We start from the raw sequence: 19,351 nt of genomic DNA, 5'->3' as shown, positions 1-19,351 counted from the left end.
GCGGCTCACCGCTCGGGTGAGGGCACCACGCTCAGGTGGCTCGCGGTGGCGAGCCGGGAGCGGCGCGGCCTGCGGGCGGGCTCGGACGGGCGGCCCACCTCGCGCAGGACGAGGGTCATGCGGGTGTAGCCCAGGTCGAGGAGGGTGTCGGGCGTCTCGCCGACGACCCGGCAGTCGGTGACACCCCAGCGCGGGTCCGGGTGGACCACCGGGCGTACGGCGCCGTCGTGCCGGACGGCGCCGGGGCCGACCGTGCGGAGCCAGTGCGGGAGGCCGTGGCGGTAGGCGGCCTCCATGATGGGGTCCTGGGCGATGTCCCGGCGGATGGACTGCAGGCCCCGGTCCTGGGCGTGCCGCTCCACGGCGGTGGCGAAGTGGGCGAGCATCGGCAGGCACCAACTGGACTCGTGGTCGCCGAGAACCGTGGCGGCGTCCGGGTGGAAGAGCACGAAGCGGAGGAAGTTGTCGCCCGGCATGGCCGTCGGATGCGGCCCCACGCCGCCGAAGAGCGCCTGGAACGCGGAGTTGGCCAGGACGACGTCCCAGCGGTGGTCGAGGACGACGGACGGGAACGGAACGGACTCCAGCAGCGCGGCGTAGTCCTGGAGGTACGCCTGTGCTTCCTGGGCTTCGAGACTGTCGGGGACGGGCCGCGGTACCGACCGCTGCCCTCCTGCCTGATATGCCATCGGGAGGTCACCCCTCTTGCCTATGCGGCCTTCACGCGGCGCCTTGATCCTGCTGCCCTGGACAGAGTCGTGTCAACTATCGTGGCATTTGGCGCCGGTTGACGGCTGAATCTCGCCACAGTTGTGGCGAGACCTGGATGTGAGTTCGACCGAGCCGCTAGTCTTCCCGCAGTTCACGGTGTACTTGCCGGGACCAGGGTCTCGCGCCAGGCTTGGATCCACGGATTCCGCAGTACCGCGAAATTGGCCTGAGAGAGACGTAGGAGATCTGTCGGTGACGGATGGCTTCGAGGTTCCGGACGCCGCGGCGACGGTTCTGCTGCCGGCCGTCGTGGCCCGTGTCACCGCGCTCGCGGACAAGCTCCGGGTGGCGCACGCGGAGGTCTTCGACACCCGACGGCTCTCGGTCGCGTCCGGTGTACCGGAAGCCGTGGTGAAGGCGCTGCTGAGCGGGCAGCGTGCCGGGGAGCCGGACGTCCAGGCCCGTTTTCTGCAGCGCCTGGACCTGCTGCGACGCACCAGACTCAAGCCCAACGGCCGCAAATACACCCAGCAGGAGATCGCCGACGGCGCCGGCATGTCGCGCCAGCAGGCGGGCGCCCTGATCAACGGCGACCGGCGCCCCACGATGGAGCACTGCGACGCCATCCAGCGCTTCTTCAGAGTGCATGCCGGTTTCCTCACCGCCGAGGATCCCGAGGCGCTGGCGAGCGCCCTGATGCGGACCGAGCAGGAGCTTCTCCAGCAGCTCGCCGACCATGAGCGCGCTGCCGCCGAGGCCGCCGACGACCCGCTGCAGCGGCTGCTGCAGAACCACGGCGTGCGCTCCATCGCCTGGCGGGCGGCCCAACTGCCCACCGACCAGCACCGCGACAAGGTGGCGGAGTGGCTGGACATGCTGCTGGAGAGCGTCAAGCGGCCCGAGTCCTGACCGGGGGAGAACTGTGGGCATCGGAAAGGAAATGCGCCGTCTGTGCGGCGAGTTGGTCGGCGAACTCACGCTGCCGGCACCGGCGGACCCCGCCGACCTCTACGGGGCCCTGTGCGACGCCATGAGCAGACGCCGCGGCCGCCCGGTCCACTACCGCACGGCCGCGTTCCCGCCGGGCACGGCGAGCGGGCTGTGGCTGGACATGGCCGAGCAGGATCTGGTCGTCATCGAGGAACGCACCGCTCCCGACCACCAGTTGGTGATCCTCGGCCACGAACTGTGGCACATGCAGGCCGGGCACTGCGGCCAGCACGTGGAGGGTGCCGCGGTCGCCGCGCGCTTATTGAGCCGGGACGCCGATCTGCGGGCGACCGTGCTGAAGGTCGCCGCCCGTACCCGTTTCGACCTGACGGACGAGCAGGACGCCGAGAGCTTCGGACTGCTGCTGGCCAGCAAGTGCCGTACCTGGCTCGCCGGTTCGGCGCTGCGCGGGCCCGTGGGCCGCGATCACCTGGCCGGCCGCATCGGGGCCTCGCTGGGTTACCGCGGACCGCAGGGCTGAGCGGGCGCGGAAACGCCGAGACGCCGAGACGCCGAAGATATGGACGGGCCCAGCTACTACCTTCCGGCCGCCGCGATGACGATCGCCCTCGCCCTCAAGACGCCCGCGCTGCTGCGGAACTGGGGCGACCCCCTGATCAGATCCGTGTGCGCGCTGATGACGCTGGCCGCCCTGGTCTTCGGCTTCGCCGCACCGCCGACGATCACCGAGGTCAACCGCGCCACCGGCGTCACGAACATCTCGGCGGCCGTCGTCTATCTGCTGCTGACCGCGTTCAGCGGCTCCTGCCTGGTGCTGATCACCTACTGGCGCGGCGGCCCGCCCGAGACGACGCGCCGCCTCTCGCGCCGCTGGATCGCCGGGTACGGCGCGGTGTGCGCGGCGATCGCGCTGCTGTTCGTGCTCGGCGACGCCCCCGTGGAGCGGGTACGGGACTTCGACACGTACTACGCCAACGCCCCGTACCTGCGCGAGATGATCGTGCTGTACCTGACCGGGTTCACCGTGGCGGGCGTCGCGATGAACGTGATGTGCTGGCGCTGGGCGCTCCAGGTGCGCGGCTGGCTGCGCGCCGGGCTGCTGATCATCGCGTTCGGCTTCCTGGTCAACGTCCCGTTCGCGGCGGTCAAGCTGGTCGCCGTGGCGACCCGCTGGCAGGGCGGGAACCTGGACTACCTGAGCACGTACGTCGCCCCCCTGCTGTCGTCCGCCGGGGCGCAGGTCTGCGCGCTGGGCTTCTGTCTGCCGCTGGCCGGGGAGCGCCTCGGCGACTCCTGGACCACGTGGTCCATGTACCGCCGGCTCGGCCCGCTGTGGCGGGAGCTGCGCCCCGTCTGGGCCCGGGCGAGCCACGAGGTGCGGATCTCCTGGTGGGCACCGGCCCAGCTCCAGATGACGCAGCGGGAGTCCGACATCCACGACGGCATGCTCAGCCTGTACCCGTACTTCGACTCCGAGGTGCGGTCCAAGGCGTACGACGCGGCCGTCGCGGCGGGCTCCGAGCCCGCCCAGGCGCGGGCCGAGGCCGACGCGGCGATGGTGACGGCGGCGGTGCGGGCCCGGGCGGACGACCCGGAGGGCCGGGTCATCAGCTCCGCCGTCGCCGACGTCCCCGCACCGCCCGCCGAGAACCCCCGTGACCTCGTACGGATGTCCATCGCCCTGCGTCAGTCACCCGTTGTAGCGGCCGCCCGTGAATGGGCGGCCGCGACCAGGTCAGAGAGCGACTTCCATGAGCGAACCCGTTAGAGGCCCAGGCGACACCTCGGTCACGACTCCCCGGCGTGCCGTCGTCGTCGGCGCGGGGCTGGCCGGCCTGCTGGCCGCCGCCGCGCTGCGTGACCACGCCGAGGTCACCGTCGTCGAGCGCGACGCGCTGCCCGAGGGGCCGGAGCCCCGCAAGGGCGTGCCGCAGGCCCGCCACGCCCACCTGTTGTGGTCCGGTGGGGCCCGGGCGATGGAGGAACTGCTGCCGGGGGTCACGGACGCCTGGCTGGCGGCCGGCGCCCGGCGCATCCCGCTGCCGACCGGTCTGGTCTCGCTGTCGCCCCAGGGCTGGCTGCGGCGCTGGCCGGAGATGGAGTTCATGATCGCGTGCAGCCGCGATCTGCTGGAGTCGGTCGTCCGCGCCCATCTCCTCGCCGGCCCCCGGGTCACCGTCCTCGACCGCACCGAGATCCTGGGCCTGGAGGGCGACGCCTCCCGGGTCACGGGCATACGGGTCCGTCCCGCCGGGGGCGAGGAGCGGGTGCTGGCCGCCGATCTGGTGGTGGACGCCGCCGGGCGTGGCTCGCGGGGCAGTGCCTGGCTCGACGCGCTCGGGATCGCACCGGCGCCCATGGAGGAGGTCGACTCGGGGCTCGTGTACGCCAGCCGGATCTTCCGGGCGCCCGCGGGCACCGAGGAGTACCCGGTGGTCAATGTGCAGCCGAACGGGGCGGAGCCGGTGCCGGGGCGGAGCGCGACCCTCGTGCCCGTCGAGGGCGGGCGCTGGCTGGTGACGCTGTCGGGCACCCGAGGGGGGCAGCCGACCGCGCTCGCCGAGCGGTTCGAGGAGTTCGCACGCGACATCAGACACCCGGTCGTCGGCGAGCTGATCTCCCGCGCCGAGCCCCTGACGGACGTCGTGGTCACCCGCAGCACGATCAACCGGCGGCGCTTCTTCGAGAAGGTGTCCGACTGGCCCGACGGCTTCGTCGCGATCGGCGACGCGGTCGCCACGTACAACCCGATCTACGGCCACGGGATGTCGGTCGCCGCCCAGGGCGCTCTCGCGCTGCGCGAGCGGGTCGCCGAGCACGGTCTCACGGCGCCGGGGCTCGCGCACCGGATCCAGAAAGCCGTGGCGGTGCCGGTGAACCTCGCCTGGGAGCTGGCCACCGGCACGGACATCCGCTACCCCGAGGCGATCGGCAAGCAGCCGAACGCCCTGCGGAAGCTGTTCGGCCGCTATGTGGAGCGACTGGTCCGGACCGCGCTCGGACGGCCCCTGGTCTGCAAGGCGTACCTCGGGGTGGTCACCCTCACCGAGCCGATCGGCGCCCTCGTCAGACCGGAGGTCGTCCTGGCGGTGCTGCGCGGCCCGGTCAAACCCCCGCTGTCGGCGCCGCCGCTGACGGAGCGTGAGCGGGAGACGGTCATGGGTCCGGCCAAGGGATGGTCCGGATAGTCCCCCTCACGTCGCGCTGCGCTCGCTCGCCTCTCTCAGCTCCCGTTCCCGGGCGTGGTTGCGGGCGTCGTCCGGCCGGCCGGCGGCGGTGCCCGGGCGGCCCTCGACGAGGAGGTCGCGCCAGTGTTCGCGGCTCCAGTCGGCCGGGCGCGTGGTGCGGGTGAACTCCTCGACCAGGGCGAGGAAGCGGGCGGGGTCGGTGTGGAACGGGAAGTGCCCGGCGCCCTCGAAGATCTCCAGCCGGCTGCCGGGCATCGCCTCGTGGGCGCCGTGGGCGTGCCGCACCGGCACCACGCTGTCCCGGTCGCCCCATATCAGCATCGTGGGCATGCCCTCGGTGAGATAGCAGCGGTCGAGCATCGTCACCGCCTGACCACGCCAGTCGACGACGGCGCGCAGGGTGCGGATGAAGGCGCTGCGGGAGGTGGCGTCGGGCAGCGCGTCGACCAGAGTGAGCAACTCCGGGGCGTCCTGGCCGATATCGGTGTCGAGGAGTTTCATCAGCCGGGCGAACAGGCCGACTTGGAGCCGCATGCCAGGCAACCGCAGCGTGGACAGCAGCAGATGGGCGCCGGGCAGCGACACCGCACGCAGGACCGGGTTGACCTCCCGGCCCACTCCCCCGGCGCTGACCAGGATCAGCCGCTCGGTGCGCTCGGGGAACTGGTAGGCGAACTGCATGGCGACGCCGCCGCCGAGCGAGTGCCCGACGAGGGTGGCGGACTCGATGCCGAGCGCGGTGAGCAGATCCCGCACCCCGTTGGCGTACGCGGCCACCGAGTAGTCGGCGCGCGGCTTGTCGGAGGCGCCGTGGCCGAGCAGGTCGGGCGCGATCACCGTGTGGGTGCGGGCGAGGTCGGGGATCAGCTCGGCCCAGGTCGCCGAGGAGTCGCCGATGCCGTGGATGAGGACGAGCGCCGGGCCCTGGCCGGCCATGCGGTAGGCGCGCCGGTAGCCGTGGACGACACGGTGACGGTGTCCGAGGTCCAGTTCTCCGTCACCCACCGAGCGCAGCCGTACGCCGTGCGGGGGGCGTCGGCGCGGGACGTCCGCCATGGGCCGCCTCCCCTTCACCGGGCTCCCGGACAGGTGGCCGAAAGCACTTTCACTCCAGCGTAGGGCGCCTGTCCCACCCGGTATTTCGGCCAGGTTTCCCTTCCGCTAACCGAGCGAACCCCCGCCCGGGAAAACGGGATTGTCAGTGGTGGACGGCAAGCTGGAGGCGTGCCACCCGTATGCCGGGGCGGGCACGCAGTTTCACCGATCCGACCAGGGGAGAGCCGTTCGATGCCGACCGCCGTACTGACCGACCGCGAGCGCGCCGCCGTACAGGCCTATCTGCGGCTGCTGGGGACCGTACGAGCCGCCTTCGACGGGCCGCCGGAGTCACGCCGACCACCCGTGGTGCCGCCGACCGCGCTCGCCGAGGCCGAGCGGGCGCTGGCGGCGGCCGGGCTGGCGGGCAACGAGGAGGAGTTCTTCCGGCTGCTGCGGAGTTGGTGCCCTGAGGTCTGAGAGTTCCGCCGTGAAGCGGCGGTCCGCCTGAGTGCGGGCGGACCGCCGCAGGGTCCTGGCCTACGTCAGACACATCCCGGCGGCCTGGTCCACGAGCTGCCGCAGGGCCGGCAAGTACGCCTCGTCGCCGCCCAGTTCGTCGAGAAGGCGGTACGCCTCGTCGCGGAACCCGGAGAGGTCCTTCTCGAAGCGCCGGAGAACGGCCGGGGCGAGCAGAGTCGCGCGGAGTTCCGCACGGGCCTGTTCGGAGCTCCGCGCGGCGACGCCGAGTTCCGCGAGACGCACCCTGGATTCGGGTGATGTCTCTTCCAGGGCGCAGACGAGGAGATAGGTCACCGTGCCGTTCAGCAGGTCCTCGTCGCGGCCGGAGAGAAGGTCCTCCTGGTCGTTGAAGAGCTGCCAGAGAATGCCGAAGACATCGCCGAATTCACGCCACCGTTCGGTCCGTTCGGTCCCGGCGCCGGAAAGGATCGCGGCCATCGCCGTGATCATTCCGAACGGCGCGCCGGATTTCCCGCGATAGGCGGCGACGACCGCGTCCCGCGAGGCGTTCTCCACATCGCCGCGCAGGTCCCTCAGCTGGCCTTCCACGGCATTGATCCAGCAGTTGACGATTTCACCGGTGAGGGCGTTGCGCACCGAGTCCGGGACTGACTGCGCCTGGACGACCCTGATGGGAAGGGCCTGTCCGCTGAGCACGGACGCCAACAGCGCCTCGTCCGTGCCGAGTCCGTCGGGTGTGTGCGCGCCGTGGCCGTCGGACAGGTCGTCGAGATAGCACGCGGAGGTCCACCACAGGACATGCACGGCCGACAGGGGAACGGCCGGTCCGGGGGTGCCCGTCTCGGCGGCGTGCACGAGGAGCGGGAGGACGGACAGGGGGTATTTCATCTGCTGGTGGCCCAGCAGCCCGGATATGGATTTCCGTACCGCCGTGGAAGACGGCCCGAGATTGTCCAGAGCCGCCGCGATTTCCGCGTCGATGTCCGACGCGACCTGTCTGTGCAGATCCACATAGGAAAGGGAGTTCATCTGGCGTCCTCGACTTCCGTGGGGAAGGGAACCGAAACCGCCGTCGCCACCAGCCCCCGCCGGACGGTCCAGCGTCCGTCGAAGACAGCGATGCGACGACCGGCCACCACCGGTCCGGGCACAAGGAGTTCGGCGCGCAGTCGGCCGGAGCGGCCGCCGGGGTCGACGGACACCTCGATGTCGGCCTCCGAGAAGTCCAGCCACCGCCCGGTGAGCGGGAACCACGCCTTGTAGACGGACTCCTTGGCGCTGAAGAGCAGCCGGTCCCAGTGGACCGAGGGGTGGTCGGCGGTCAGACGGAGCAGTCGGCTCTCCTCCGCGGGGAGCGCGACGGCCGTCAGGACGCCCTCGGGCAGGGCGTCGTGGGGCTCGGCGTCGATGCCGAGGGAGGCGAGGTCGGCGGCGCGGACCAGCGCGGCGGCCGCGTACCCCTCGCAGTGGGTCATGCTGCCGGTGAGGCCGTCCGGCCAGCCGGGGGCGCCGCGCTCGCCGGGCACTATCGCCCGCGGCGGAACACCGAGCTTCTCCATGGCCCGCCGGGCGCAGGCGCGGACGACGGTGAACTCGCGGCGCCGCTTGGCCACCGCGCGGGCCACGACCGCCTCCTCCTCGGGGTACAGCTCGATCCCCTCGGCCGCCGCGGCGGCGTCATCGGCGTGCGCCTCCACGACCACGACCGATCCCGGGAGAAGTTCCTCGATCACCGGCTCCGACCTCCATCGGCAGAATGCGGCGCAGCCTTCCCGGCGGTTGCGGGCGCGGACGCCACTCGCGGGGGTAACCCACGGACACCTCTTCGAAGCGGACGCCGTCCAGCCAGGTGGTCCGCGGGATGTGCAGATGGCCGTAGACCATGACCTCGACACGGAAGCGGCGGTGCCAGTCGGCGGTCAGCTCCGTGCCGCACCACATGGCGAACTCGGGGTAGTGCAGGACGTCCGTCGGATGCCGGTCCAGGGGGTAGTGGTTGACCAGCACCGTGGGCAGGCCGTCGGGCAGTTCGGCGAGCCTGCGTTCGGTCTCGGCGACCCGGGCGCGGCACCAGTCGTCGCGGCTCGGGTACGGGTCGGGGAACAGCACATGCTCGTCGGTGCACACCACGCCGGTGCCGTAGGCGTACTCCAGGCCCTCGGCCTTCGTGGTGCAGCCCTTGGGCAGGAACGAGTAGTCGTACAACAGGAACAGCGGCGCGATCACGACGGGGCCGCCGGGTCCCTCCCAGAGGGGGTACGGGTCCTCGGGGGTGACGACGCCCAGCTCCCGGCAGACGGAGACCAGGTGCTCGTACCGCTCGACGCCGCGGTAGGGGACGGTCTCGCTGGGGTGGGTCCACAGCTCGTGGTTGCCCGGCACCCACACGACCTTCGCGAAGCGGCCGGCGAGGGTTTCCAGGGCCCAGCGGATGTCGGCGACGGTCTCGGCGACATCACCGGCCACGAGGAGCCAGTCGTCGTCGGTCTCGGGGCGCATCTTCTCGACCAGAGCGCGATTGTCGGGATAGCCGATGTGCAGATCACTGATGGCCAGCAGATTCCCGTGACGGCCGACCCTCGACTCCACCCGCACTCCCTTCTGAGCACCGAACATCAACACGAGAACACAGGTGCGCACCGGTGGACAAGACCGACTTGCCGAGCCGCTCGACGCGTCCTGTCGAGCGAACCGCGCGAGGATTAACACGCGCGTGACAGAAACCTGGGCCTCAGGGGCCGTATGATCCGTCCTACACCACCGCCACGCCCCCTCTTCGCGTACGGCGGTTCGGCGTACCTCCATCCCCCCTGGCCGGGCACGGCCTGCTTCGCCCTGCCCGCGAACCTTGGAAAGGCGGCCTGCATGGTCTCTCGCGTACGCGTCTGGCTCAACCGCACGTACGCGGAGAACGTCTTCTTCATGGATCAGCTGCGGCATAATCCGCACGCTCGTCCGGTGGACATCCATGCCACGCACGGTGACGCCGACTCCCCCGTACTGGCCGCCGCCGACACCGCCGATCTGGAGCCCGAAGGCCTCTCCCCCGCCGCGTACGTGGAGTACGCACTCGACCAGTGTGCCAAGCGCGGCATCGACGTGTTCGTGCCCCGGCTGCACCAGGCGGCGCTCGCCGCGCACCGCGCGGAGTTCGCGGCCGTCGGTACGGCCCTGCTGGCGCCGTCCGCCGAGGCGATCGAGGTCTTCGAGGACAAGGTGACCGCGTACGAGGCGGTCCAGGCGCACGGGGTTCCGGTGCCGCCGTGGTTCCGCGTGACGAACGCCGACGAACTCGTCGCCGCTGTCGAGGAGTTGGAGGCCGGGGGGCACAAGGCGTGCTTCAAGCCGGCGGCCGGAGCGGGTGGTGTGGGCTTCCGCGTCGTCACCCGCGCCCCCTTCTCGCTCTCTCACCTCAGCGGATTCCCCAGCCCGTACGTGCAGCTCGACATGGTCGTCGAGGCGGTGCGGACGGCCGAGGAGCCCGTCGACTGGCTGGTCATGCCGCGCCTCGAACAGCCGGAGGTGTCCGTCGACTGCCTCACCGGCCCCGACGGGCGGGTCCGCATGGCCGTGGGCCGCACCAAGAACGGCCGGCGGCGCGGGTTCAGCCAGAACCCGTCGTGGATCGAGCCGGCGCGGCTGATCGCGGGGCAGTTCGGGTTGCACTATCTGACGAACATCCAGTTCCGGATGTACGGCGACGAGCCGGTCCTCATGGACGTCAACACGCGCCCGGCGGGCGGCCTGCACCAGCTGGCCCTGTGCGGGATCAACGCCCCTTGGGCGGCGGTGCAGTTGGCGCTGGGCGAGGACCCGGGCGACGTGATGCCGACGCGGTTGGGGCAGGACTACACGGTGGTGTCGGGGCCGCGTCCGGTACGGCCGGTGAATCTGCCGCACCAGGTCGCGGAGGTGGGGGTGGTGGCTGCGGGGGTGCCTGTGGTCGCACCGGAGCCTGTGGAGGCGCGGGCCCTCTCGGTCACACCCCCGGCGGTCTGCAAGCCTTCCGCCGACCGACCGCTGGCTGTCTGAGCACCCAGGGAATTTCGCCTCCGCAGCCCCTACCCGTCCCTGGGGACGTCCCCAGGGACGGGTAGGGGCTGCGGGGGCGTGGCGAACCACTAAGCCTGGTACCCCCACGCCTGGGCCAGCTCCTTCAGGCGGGGAGGCAGTTCCGCTGTCGGGTCCGCCTCGCGGGCCGGCTGGATGCGGCCGGACTTGATGGTGTTGGACCAGTCGCCGAGCTGGGGGCGGAAGGTGCCGTGGTCCTTGGTGCCGTAGTCGAGCATGCCGGGCTCCCACTCCACGCCCAGGTGGTCGCAGATGCCCCGGGTGACCTTCTCGGGCTCGGCGGTGAGCTCCTCGTACGTGATCACGTGGACGGGGAGGTTCTGGCGGGCCTCTTCCAGCTTCTCGCTGTAGGAGAGGACTTCGGCCCGGATCGCCTCGTGGTCCGGGTCCGTGCGGCGGCTCGTGAGGGACTGGACGACCGCGCCGGGGTGACGGAGCAGCAGGATGTAGCGGGCGTTCGGCCAACATCGGTGCAGCCGCGGCCAGATGAGGGTGTTCGGCGGGGTCTTGTCGACGATGACCTGCTTGCCGCTGCGGGTCAGCTCATGGTGGAGGATGCGGTCCCACAGGACGTGCTCCAGCTCACACTTGTCGAGTTCGAGCGCCTTCATGGCGTCAGCGGTGAAGTCCCGGGAGAGATGGACGTGGACGGTCCGCAGATGCATCTCGTGCGGGGCGCGGATCTGGCTGTGGCTGTTGAGGATGACCCGCAGCAGCGTCGAGCCGGAGCGCACCGAGGAGAGGACGAACACCGGCGCGTCCACCAGTCGCGCGGCGCGCGGGGCCACGTACGGCGGCGCCTGCTCCTCGGTCGTCTCGCCACGGGGCGCGGGGACGGCGTTGAGCGGCTTGCGGGGCGGGCTCACCGCTTCGGCGATCAGTCTGCCGCGGCGCCGCAGCCCCTTGCCGATCGCGGACATGCGCGGATCTCGCACGATGACACCTCATAACTCTCTCTCACGTTGTTCCGTATCACACGGGCAACGAGCGAACTCCAGGTGTCCTGGAGGGAACGAAAAGGGGTCGCGGCGGGCAACGCACCCGCCGCGACCAGCTGTTTTATGCCTTTCTTAATTCTTGGTGGGAACGGCGGTCACCGCTCGCCCACCGCCAGCCGCAGCGTCTGCACCTCGAAGGGGCGCAACGTCACCGGGACGCCGTTCCCGTCCGTGGCCGCCTCCGCCAGGGGACGCTCCAGCAGGTCGGTGATCCGGGCCCCGGCGAGCGGGAAGCCGGCGCGCAGGACGCCCTGGGCCCGGCCGCCACGGGACTCGTAGATCCGGACCACGACGTCGCCGGACGCGTCGTCGGCGAGCTTGACCGCTTCCACGGTCACGCCCTCTCCGTCCACGGACACGACCGGCTCGGGCGCGCCCGCCGCGTCCGCGACGCGCAACGGCAGGTTGAGGGCGTAGCCCTCGGCGACCGCGTCCTCGATGGTCGCGCCGGGAAGGAGGGAGTAGGTGAGGCGGTGCCTGCCCTGGTCGGCCTCGGGGTCCGGGATGCGCGGGGCGCGGACCAGGCTGAGGCGGACCGTGGTGGTCGTACCGCCGTCCTCGCGGACCGTGCGGGAGACGTCGTGGCCGTAGGTGGAGTCGTTGATCACCGCGACGCCGTAGCCGGGCTCGGCCACGTGCACCCAGCGGTGGCCGGAGACCTCGAAGCGGGCCGCCTCCCAGCTGGTGTTGGTGTGGGTGGGACGCTGGATGTGGCCGAACTGGATCTCGGCGGAGGAGTGCGGCGCCCGGACGTCGATCGGGAAGCCGGCCTTGAGGAACTTCTCGGCCTCGTGCCAGTCGATGTCCGTCTCGAAGTCGATCCGGGGACTGCCGGCGCGCAGGGTGATCGTCTGGGTGATCCGTGAGCCCTTGCCGAACGAGCGCTCCACGCGGATGGCGCCGAGGAGGGGGTCCTCCTCGACCACGGTCACCGACTCGGGGTCCAGCAGGTCCGTGTAGCGGTTCTTGTAGTGCTTGTCGACGTCCCAGGCGTCCCAGTAGTTCGGGAGGTCGGTGTGCAGGCGGAGCAGGTTGCCCTTGTCGCCGAGGACTTCACGGTCGGCTCGCAGGTCGCGGACGGAGGCGAGCGTGCCGTCCTCGGCCACCTCGACCCGGACCAGGCCGTTGTCGAGGACACGGCCGGAGACGGTGACGGGGTGCGCGGGCTCGGTCGCGGTGAGGGGAGCGCTGCCGCTCGCGGGCACCTTCACGTACACCGGTGCGCCCGCGGACGTACGGACCACCTCGGCACGGTCGCGCGGGCTGGTGTTGAACACACGCGGGTCACCCGGGCCGAGCGCCGCGACCGCCTCGGCCGTCAGCTCCTCCAGCTCCTTCGCCACACGGGCGTACTCCGCCTCCGCCTCCCGGTGGACCCACGCGATCGAGGACCCCGGCAGGATGTCGTGGAACTGGTGGAGGAGGACCGTCTTCCACAGGCGGTCGAGCTTCTCGTACGGGTAGGAGTAGCCGGAAGCGTGCAGGGCGGCCGTGGTCGCCCACAGCTCCGCCTCGCGCAGGAGGTGCTCGGAGCGGCGGTTGCCCTGCTTGGTGCGGGCCTGGGAGGTGTACGTCGCGCGGTGGAGCTCCAGGTACAGCTCGCCGTTCCAGACGGGGGCGTCCTCGTACTCGGCGCGGGCCTTGGCGAAGAACTCGTCGGGGTGTTCGACGACGACCTTCGCTGAGCCCTCCAGGTCCGCCAGGCGGCGGGCCCGCTCCATGATCTCCCGGGTGGGGCCGCCACCGCCGTCACCCCAGCCGAACGGGGCGAGGGAGCGGGTGCCGGCGCCCTTCTCCTGGTAGTTGCGGACGGCGCGGTCCATCTCCTCGCCGCTGAAGCGGGCGTTGTAGGTGTCGACCGGCGGGAAGTGGGTGAAGATGCGGGTGCCGTCGATGCCCTCCCACCAGAAGGTGTGGTGGGGGAACCTGTTGGTCTGGTTCCAGGAGATCTTCTGGGTCAGGAACCACTCGTTGCCGGCGAGCTTGGCGAGCTGCGGGTAGGAGGCGTTGTAGCCGAAGGAGTCCGGCAGCCAGACGCCCTTGGTCTCGATGCCGAAGTGCTCGATGAAGAACCGCTTGCCGTGGACGAGCTGACGGGCGATGGCCTCACCGCCGGGCAGGTTGCCGTCGGACTCGACCCACATGCCGCCGACCGGTACCCACTGGCCCTTGTCGACGGCCTTCTTGATGCGCTCCCACACCTGCGGGTAGTTGTCGCGCACCCACTCGTACTGCACGGCCTGGGAGCAGGCGAAGATGAAGTCCTCGTACTCGTCGGCCAGCGCGGTCACGTTCGAGAACGTCCGGGACGTCTTGCGCTTGGTCTCGCGGATGGGCCAGAGCCAGGCGGAGTCGATGTGGGCGTGGCCGACGCCGGAGACGGTGTGGGCGCTGGCGTGGGCGGGCTTGGCGAGGACGGGGGCGAGGATCTCACGGACGACGGTGGCGCTGCCGGAGACGTCGTCGAGGTCGACGGCGTCCATGGCCCGGTCCAGGGCGTGCAGGATCTCGTGGCGGCGGGGTTCGTGCTCGCCGAGGTGGACCATCAGCTCGCGCAGCACCTGGAGGTCCAGGTCGAGGTGGAAGACCTCCTCGTCCAGGATCGCGATGTCGGCGCGCTGGAACGTGTAGAGCGGCTTGTCGCCGGCGGTCAGGATGTCGCCCATCGGCGTGATCTTCGAGAAGTTGTCGGCGAGGATGTCGGGGTTGGAGGCCGCCTCGACGAGGTAGTCGATGGTCTCGCCGCCCCGGACGGGGTTGCCGATCGGCACGTACTGGTTGAGCGGGTTGACCGCCTTCAGCGGGGTGCCGTCGGCGAGGTGGACCAGGGCCTCGGCCTGGTTGCCGGGCCAGTCGCCGACGAAGCCGAGGTCGATGACCGCCTCGACGCGGCGGCCCGCCCACTCGGCGGGTACCTGTCCGCGCATCCGGAACCAGGTCGTGCCCCACGGCGGGCCCCACGGGGTGTCCATCACGAACGGTGTGTACGAGGCGGCCGCGGCTTCCTCGAAGGGGACGGGCTCGCCCGGCGCCTGCCAGGCCTCGACCTCGAAGGGCACGGTGGCCGCGTAGATGGCGGGCTTGATGCGCTGGGTGTGAACGCGCTCGACGCGTTCCTCGATGCGGCGGCGTTCGTCATGCATGGCCGTACGTCTCCTAGCGGGTGCGGCTGCGGGATGAGCAGGGGGAGGCTGCCCCGGGGCTACGTCAGGTATCCGAGGCCGGGGTGCACGGCCGTGTAGCCGTCGACCAGTCTGCGGGCGACGTTCACCGAGTCGACCAGCGGGTGCAGGGCGAAGGCCTTCACCGCGGTGGTGCGGGAACCGGACTCGGCGGCGGCCAGGACCTCGCGTTCGACGGCCTTGACCGCGCAGACCAGGCCGGTGGCGTGGTCGGGCAGCGGGTCGACGGCGACCGGGTGGGCGCCGTTGGCGTCGACCAGGCAGGGCACCTCGATGACGGCCTCGGTGTCGAGGGCCGAGAGGGTGCCCTTGTTGCGGACGTTGAGGATGAGGGTGGTGCGCTCGTCGCGGGCGATGGCCCGCATCAGGGCGAGGGCGACCTTCTCGTAGCCGCCGGACAGGTCGTCGGCGTCGCGTTCGCCGGCGCCCGCCGTCTCCCGGTTCTCCGACATGTAGGTGGCCTCGCGCTCGGCGCGGGTGCGGTCCCAGGCCTTGAGCGCGTGGGCGTCGGGGCGGCGCATCTCCTCGTAGAAGTGGGCCTGCTGGTCCTTGAGGAAGGCGCCGCGGGTCTTCTCGGCCGCCTGGTAGGCGCGGACGGCCTCGCGGTTGAAGTAGTAGTAGTGCAGATACTCGTTCGGGATGGCGCCGAGGGACTGGAGCCAGTCCACGCCGAAGAGCTTGCCCTCCTCGAAGGAGCCGAGGAGGTCGCGGTCGGCGAGGAGGCGCGGGAGTTCGTCGCGGCCGGCGACGCGCAGGCCGCGGACCCAGCCGAGGTGGTTGAGGCCCACGTAGTCGATCCAGGCCTCGCGCGGGTTGGCTCCCAGTACGCGGGCGATACGGCGGCCGAGGCCGACCGGGGAGTCGCAGATGCCGATGACGCGGTCGCCGAGGTGGCGGGACATGGCCTCGGTGACCAGGCCCGCCGGGTTGGTGAAGTTGATGAGCCAGGCTTCGGGGGCGAGCCGGGCCACCCGGCGGGCGATGTCGACGGCCACGGGGACCGTGCGCAGGCCGTAGGCGATGCCGCCGGCGCCGACGGTCTCCTGGCCGAGGACGCCTTCGGCGAGGGCGACCCGCTCGTCGTGCGCGCGGCCCTCCAGGCCGCCGACGCGGATCGCGGAGAAGATGAAGTCGGCGCCGCGCAGGGCCTCGTCGAGGTCGGTGGTGGCGGTCACCTCGGGCGCGTCGGGCACGTCCGCCGCCTGCTCGGCGAGGACTCGGGTGACGGCGGAGAGCCGCTCGGCGTCCAGGTCGTGCAGGACGACATGGGTGACCCGGCCCTCGGCGCGGTCCCCGAGGAGCGCCCCGTACACGAGCGGCACCCGAAATCCTCCGCCGCCCAGAATCGTCAGCTTCACGCAACTACCACCTTTGCCGATCGTGCATAAGTGCGGGCCGTCCCGACACGGTCAGCCGCCCCGTCCCAGGGCGGTCATACGGTGACCACTTCGACCCCCGCGTCCTCGAACGACGACCGGGTGCCCTGGTCCACCGGCTCGTTGGTCACGAGCACGTCGAGTTCCCCGGGACCGCAGACCCGCGCCATCCCCGTGCCGGGGAACTTCGCGGAGTCGGCGAGCAGGACGACCTTGTCGCCGGCCCTGATCATCGCGCGTTTGACGGGAACCTCGACGACGGTCGTGTCCATCACCTGTCCGCCGGGCCGCACTCCACTCGTGCCGAGGAAGAGCCAGTCGGCGTGCAACTGCCGGAGGTTGTCCTCGGTGAGGAAGCCGACGAGGGAACGGTACTCGCGGCGGACCATGCCGCCGAGCAGCACCAGTTCGATGCCCTCGTCGTCGGCCAGCTCCTCGTAGACCACCAGGTTGCTGGTGATCACGGTGAGACGGCGGCCGTGCAGCTGCCGGGCCAGGCGGTAGGCGGTGGTCCCGATGTCGAGGAGCACGGACTGGCCGTCGCGGACCATCGAGGCGGCCTTCGCCGCTATCGCGTCCTTCTCGGCCACCCGTACCTCGGCGACCTCGGCGAAGGGCTGGTCGCCCTCGTCCACGACGGCGCCGCCGTGCACGCGGGTGAGCAGCCCCTCCTCCTCCAGCCTGACGAGGTCACGCCGGATGGTGGCGGGACTCACGCCGAGCTGTTCGGACAGGTCGGTGACGGCCGCCGGGCCGCCTGATCGCAGGGCCCGCAGGATGAGTTGGTGTCGTCGCTCTGCCAGCACGCGCTGAACAGTACTCGTCATTCCCAATCATTTCCATGCTCACTTCTGCTCGACTCTTGCCAAACCTCTCGGAGGCGCGCACGATCTGTGCACCGAAATTGAAGACTTTTGAAGAGTGACCTTCGAACGTCTCGACGAGAGGGTGCACGCGTGGACGACGACCGGCCCGATGTGCTGCTGACCGGGCTGCTCTTCTACGACCTCGTGCTCACGGGACTGGGCAGGCCGCCCACCCCCGGCGAGGAGATCTGGACCGACGGCATGGGCTGCGGCCCCGGCGGCATCGCCAACCTGGCGGTGGCCGCCGCCCGTTTCGGCCTGCGGACCTCCCTGGCCACGGTCTTCGGCGACGACTACTACGGCTCCTACTGCCGTGAAGTCCTCGCCGGACAGGAGAGCGTCGACCTCTCCCTCTCGCGCACCGCGGACGGCTGGCACACCCCCGTCACCGTCTCCCTCGCCCACGGTCACGACCGGGCCCTGGTCACCCACGGCCAGGAACCGCCGTACTCGCAGGACGTGTTGATGGGCGACCCGCCCGAGTCGCGCACCGCGCTCGTGCACCTCGAGGCCGAGCCGCGCGAGTGGCTCGCCAAGGCCGCCGCGAACGGCACACACATCTACGCGGACGTCGGCTGGGACCCCACCCGGCAGTGGTCCCGCGACCTGCTCGACCAACTCGCCCTGTGCCACGCCTTCCTCCCGAACGAGACCGAGGCGATGGCGTACACCCGTACCGACAGCGCGGTCGCCGCGCTCGGCACGCTGAGCGAACTGGTGCCGGTGGCCGTGGTCACCCGCGGCGGCGAGGGCGCGGTCGCGGTGGACCAGACGACGGGCGAGTACGCGGAGGTCCCGGCCCTGGACGTCGACGTGCTCGACGCGACGGGCGCCGGCGACGTCTTCGGCGCGAGCTTCGTCGCCGCCTCCCTCGGCGGCTGGCCGCTGGTGGAGCGGCTGCGGTTCGCCGCACTGTCCGCCGGACTGTCCGTGGGCCACCACGGCGGAGGCCTGGCGGCACCCGGCTGGTACGGCGTCGACCTCTGGTGGCGCTCGCTGACCGACCCCGACCTGAAGAAGGCCTACGGCTTCCTCCCGCACCGCATCCCGGCGGACCTCGGCCCACCGGTGCGCCACGCCCCGGTGACCCCGCCCGCACCGCCGCACTGAGCCCCACGCAAGAACACCCCTTGGTAACACGAACAGGAACAACAGGAGTGACCCGTGGACCTTTCCCGTAGAGGCTTCCTTCAGGCTGCCGTACTCACCGCGGCAGCCTCCGGCCTGACCGTCGCCTGTGGCGGCGACTCGGAATCCGGCGGCACCAAGAACGGCAAGAACCTCACCATGTGGTACTGGGGCGGAGCCCTCAGCGACAAGGTGGTCGCCGAGGCCAAGACGCACTTCAGCGGCCAGGCCAAGCTGACCAGTTCCTCCATCGGCGGCGACTTCAAGCAGAAGCTCACCACCACCCTCGCGGCGGGGGGCAGCTCCGTGCCGGACATCACCGGCATCAAGGGCGAGGACATCGCCTCCTTCCTGCCCAACGCCGACCGCTTCCTCGACCTGAACGACCTGGGCTTCAAGAAGATCTCGTCCCAGTACCTGGAATGGAAGACCAAGCTCGCCCAGACCGAGGACGGCAAGCAGATCGGGTTCCCGATCGACATCGGTCCCACCGCGCTCTTCTTCCGCGCGGACCTGTTCGACAAGGCGGGGCTGCCCACCGACCCGGCCAAGGTCGCCGCCGAGGCCAAGACCTGGGACGACTACTTCGCGCTCGGCACCGAGCTGAAGAAGGCGCTGCCCGACATCTTCCTGGTCAACAACCTCGGCTCGGTGTTCAACATCGCGGTGGGCCAGGGCACCACGCGGTTCATCGACCAGGACAACCACTTCATCGGCGACCAGGACCACATCCGCGCCGCGTGGACCACGGCGATCCAGCCCTACACGCTCGGCCTCGACGCCAAGATCAACGACCAGACCTGGAACGCCGCCATCGGCAAGAACCTGGCCACCGAACTCGGTGCCGCCTGGCACGCGCTGGACATCGAGTCGGCGGCCCCGGGCACCAAGGGCAAGTGGCGGGTCTGCGCGACGCCCGACGGACCGGCCAACCAGGGCGGCTCCTATCTGGCCCTGCCCCAGCAGTGCCGGAACCCCGAAGAGGCGTTCAAGATCATCAGCTGGATCCTCAGCCCGGAGAACAACGCCCGGGGCTTCACCGACGCCGCCATCTTCCCCGCCTCCCCGGCCGCGTACTCGATGGAGGCCATGACGGGCCCCAGCGCCTTCTTCGGCGGGCAGAAGATCATCGAGGTCTTCGGCCCGGCCGCCGAGGCCATCCCCGTGAGCTACGAGGCACCGGCTGACGCCGCGGTCATGGCCCCCTACTTCACCGAGCTGACCAACGTCGAGGCCAAGGGCAAGAAGCCCGACGACGCCTGGAAGGACGCGGTCAGCCAGGCCAAGCAGATCGCCAGGCGACAGGGGGTGAACTGAGGTGTCGTCACCTCCGGTCACCGGCCTCGCCACGGTGCCCGAGCA

Annotated in this window: 17 protein-coding genes; 8 read left to right on the top strand and 9 right to left on the bottom strand. The window is 71.0% G+C overall.

The genetic code is table 11. The annotated features are described in order from the left end of the window. Window positions 1–5: 5 nt before the first annotated feature. Window positions 6–689: an MmyB family transcriptional regulator gene (locus JIX55_RS41645; RefSeq protein ID WP_257568384.1), complete on the bottom strand. Its 684-nt coding sequence runs from the start codon at window positions 687–689 to the stop codon at window positions 6–8. Window positions 690–963: 274 nt separating this feature from the next. Here JIX55_RS41645 and JIX55_RS41640 point away from each other — a divergent pair, with 274 nt between their 5' ends. From JIX55_RS41640 to JIX55_RS41625, 4 genes are read left to right on the top strand one after another with little or no spacing between them, the layout of a single operon-like run. Then, on the top strand, window positions 964–1,620 hold the full coding sequence (locus JIX55_RS41640; RefSeq protein WP_257568383.1) for a helix-turn-helix domain-containing protein: 657 nt from the start codon (window positions 964–966) through the stop codon (window positions 1,618–1,620). A gap of 31 nt (window positions 1,621–1,651) precedes the next feature. Then, window positions 1,652–2,182 carry a toxin-antitoxin system, toxin component gene (locus JIX55_RS41635; protein ID WP_257569665.1) on the top strand — a complete coding sequence of 177 codons (531 nt, stop codon included), beginning with the start codon at window positions 1,652–1,654 and terminating at the stop codon, window positions 2,180–2,182. Window positions 2,183–2,221: 39 nt separating this feature from the next. Beyond that, window positions 2,222–3,430, top strand: a complete 1,209-nt coding sequence (locus tag JIX55_RS41630) for an MAB_1171c family putative transporter (RefSeq protein ID WP_257568382.1) — start codon at window positions 2,222–2,224, stop codon at window positions 3,428–3,430. Next, complete coding sequence (locus JIX55_RS41625; protein ID WP_257568381.1) at window positions 3,414–4,850, top strand: FAD-dependent oxidoreductase; 1,437 nt, start codon at window positions 3,414–3,416, stop codon at window positions 4,848–4,850. The genes JIX55_RS41630 and JIX55_RS41625 overlap by 17 nt, the downstream gene beginning before the upstream one ends. Before the next feature lie 6 nt (window positions 4,851–4,856). On the opposite strand, the gene JIX55_RS41620 is transcribed toward JIX55_RS41625, so the two are convergent. After that, window positions 4,857–5,906: an alpha/beta fold hydrolase gene (locus JIX55_RS41620; RefSeq protein WP_257568380.1), complete on the bottom strand. Its 1,050-nt coding sequence runs from the start codon at window positions 5,904–5,906 to the stop codon at window positions 4,857–4,859. 231 nt (window positions 5,907–6,137) lie between these two features. Here JIX55_RS41620 and JIX55_RS41615 point away from each other — a divergent pair, with 231 nt between their 5' ends. Continuing rightward, window positions 6,138–6,365, top strand: coding sequence for a hypothetical protein (locus tag JIX55_RS41615; RefSeq protein WP_257537735.1), 228 nt, complete (start codon window positions 6,138–6,140; stop codon window positions 6,363–6,365). A 60-nt stretch (window positions 6,366–6,425) separates the two neighbouring features. Here the strand turns inward: JIX55_RS41615 and JIX55_RS41610 are convergent, their stop codons facing one another. From JIX55_RS41610 to JIX55_RS41600, 3 genes are read right to left on the bottom strand one after another with little or no spacing between them, the layout of a single operon-like run. After that, window positions 6,426–7,397: a polyprenyl synthetase family protein gene (locus JIX55_RS41610; protein WP_257568379.1), complete on the bottom strand. Its 972-nt coding sequence runs from the start codon at window positions 7,395–7,397 to the stop codon at window positions 6,426–6,428. Next, window positions 7,394–8,101: a 4'-phosphopantetheinyl transferase family protein gene (locus JIX55_RS41605; protein ID WP_257568378.1), complete on the bottom strand. Its 708-nt coding sequence runs from the start codon at window positions 8,099–8,101 to the stop codon at window positions 7,394–7,396. Before JIX55_RS41605 ends, JIX55_RS41610 begins: the two co-directional genes overlap by 4 nt. After that, a complete protein-coding gene (locus JIX55_RS41600) occupies window positions 8,046–8,984 on the bottom strand; it encodes a metallophosphoesterase family protein (protein WP_443046655.1) in 939 nt (312 codons plus the stop codon). The genes JIX55_RS41605 and JIX55_RS41600 overlap by 56 nt, the downstream gene beginning before the upstream one ends. A 249-nt stretch (window positions 8,985–9,233) precedes the next feature. Between JIX55_RS41600 and JIX55_RS41595 the strand changes: the two genes are divergently transcribed. After that, window positions 9,234–10,400 carry an ATP-grasp domain-containing protein gene (locus JIX55_RS41595; RefSeq protein WP_257568376.1) on the top strand — a complete coding sequence of 389 codons (1,167 nt, stop codon included), beginning with the start codon at window positions 9,234–9,236 and terminating at the stop codon, window positions 10,398–10,400. Window positions 10,401–10,489: 89 nt separating this feature from the next. On the opposite strand, the gene JIX55_RS41590 is transcribed toward JIX55_RS41595, so the two are convergent. The 4 genes from JIX55_RS41590 to JIX55_RS41575 form a co-directional block, all read right to left on the bottom strand. Then, window positions 10,490–11,374 (bottom strand): sulfotransferase family protein, encoded by an 885-nt coding sequence (locus JIX55_RS41590; protein WP_257568374.1) that lies wholly within the window; start codon window positions 11,372–11,374, stop codon window positions 10,490–10,492. 158 nt (window positions 11,375–11,532) lie between these two features. Continuing rightward, on the bottom strand, window positions 11,533–14,580 hold the full coding sequence (locus JIX55_RS41585) for an alpha-mannosidase (RefSeq protein WP_257568373.1): 3,048 nt from the start codon (window positions 14,578–14,580) through the stop codon (window positions 11,533–11,535). A 59-nt stretch (window positions 14,581–14,639) separates the two neighbouring features. After that, window positions 14,640–15,977: a 6-phospho-beta-glucosidase gene (locus tag JIX55_RS41580; RefSeq protein WP_257568372.1), complete on the bottom strand. Its 1,338-nt coding sequence runs from the start codon at window positions 15,975–15,977 to the stop codon at window positions 14,640–14,642. Window positions 15,978–16,051: 74 nt separating this feature from the next. Next, window positions 16,052–16,801: a DeoR/GlpR family DNA-binding transcription regulator gene (locus tag JIX55_RS41575; protein ID WP_257569664.1), complete on the bottom strand. Its 750-nt coding sequence runs from the start codon at window positions 16,799–16,801 to the stop codon at window positions 16,052–16,054. 150 nt (window positions 16,802–16,951) lie between these two features. Between JIX55_RS41575 and JIX55_RS41570 the strand changes: the two genes are divergently transcribed. Continuing rightward, the gene (locus tag JIX55_RS41570) at window positions 16,952–17,971 is read left to right on the top strand and encodes a carbohydrate kinase family protein (RefSeq protein ID WP_257568370.1); all 1,020 of its coding nucleotides are present in this window, start codon (window positions 16,952–16,954) and stop codon (window positions 17,969–17,971) included. Window positions 17,972–18,025: 54 nt separating this feature from the next. Next, window positions 18,026–19,306, top strand: a complete 1,281-nt coding sequence (locus tag JIX55_RS41565) for an ABC transporter substrate-binding protein (RefSeq protein WP_257568369.1) — start codon at window positions 18,026–18,028, stop codon at window positions 19,304–19,306. Window positions 19,307–19,351: the final 45 nt, after the last annotated feature.

The organism is Streptomyces sp. DSM 40750 (genome assembly GCF_024612035.1).
Classification (GTDB): Bacteria; Actinomycetota; Actinomycetes; order Streptomycetales; family Streptomycetaceae; genus Streptomyces.
Note: the sequence above shows the minus strand (reverse complement) of the source record. Positions and strands in the feature narration are given on the sequence as shown.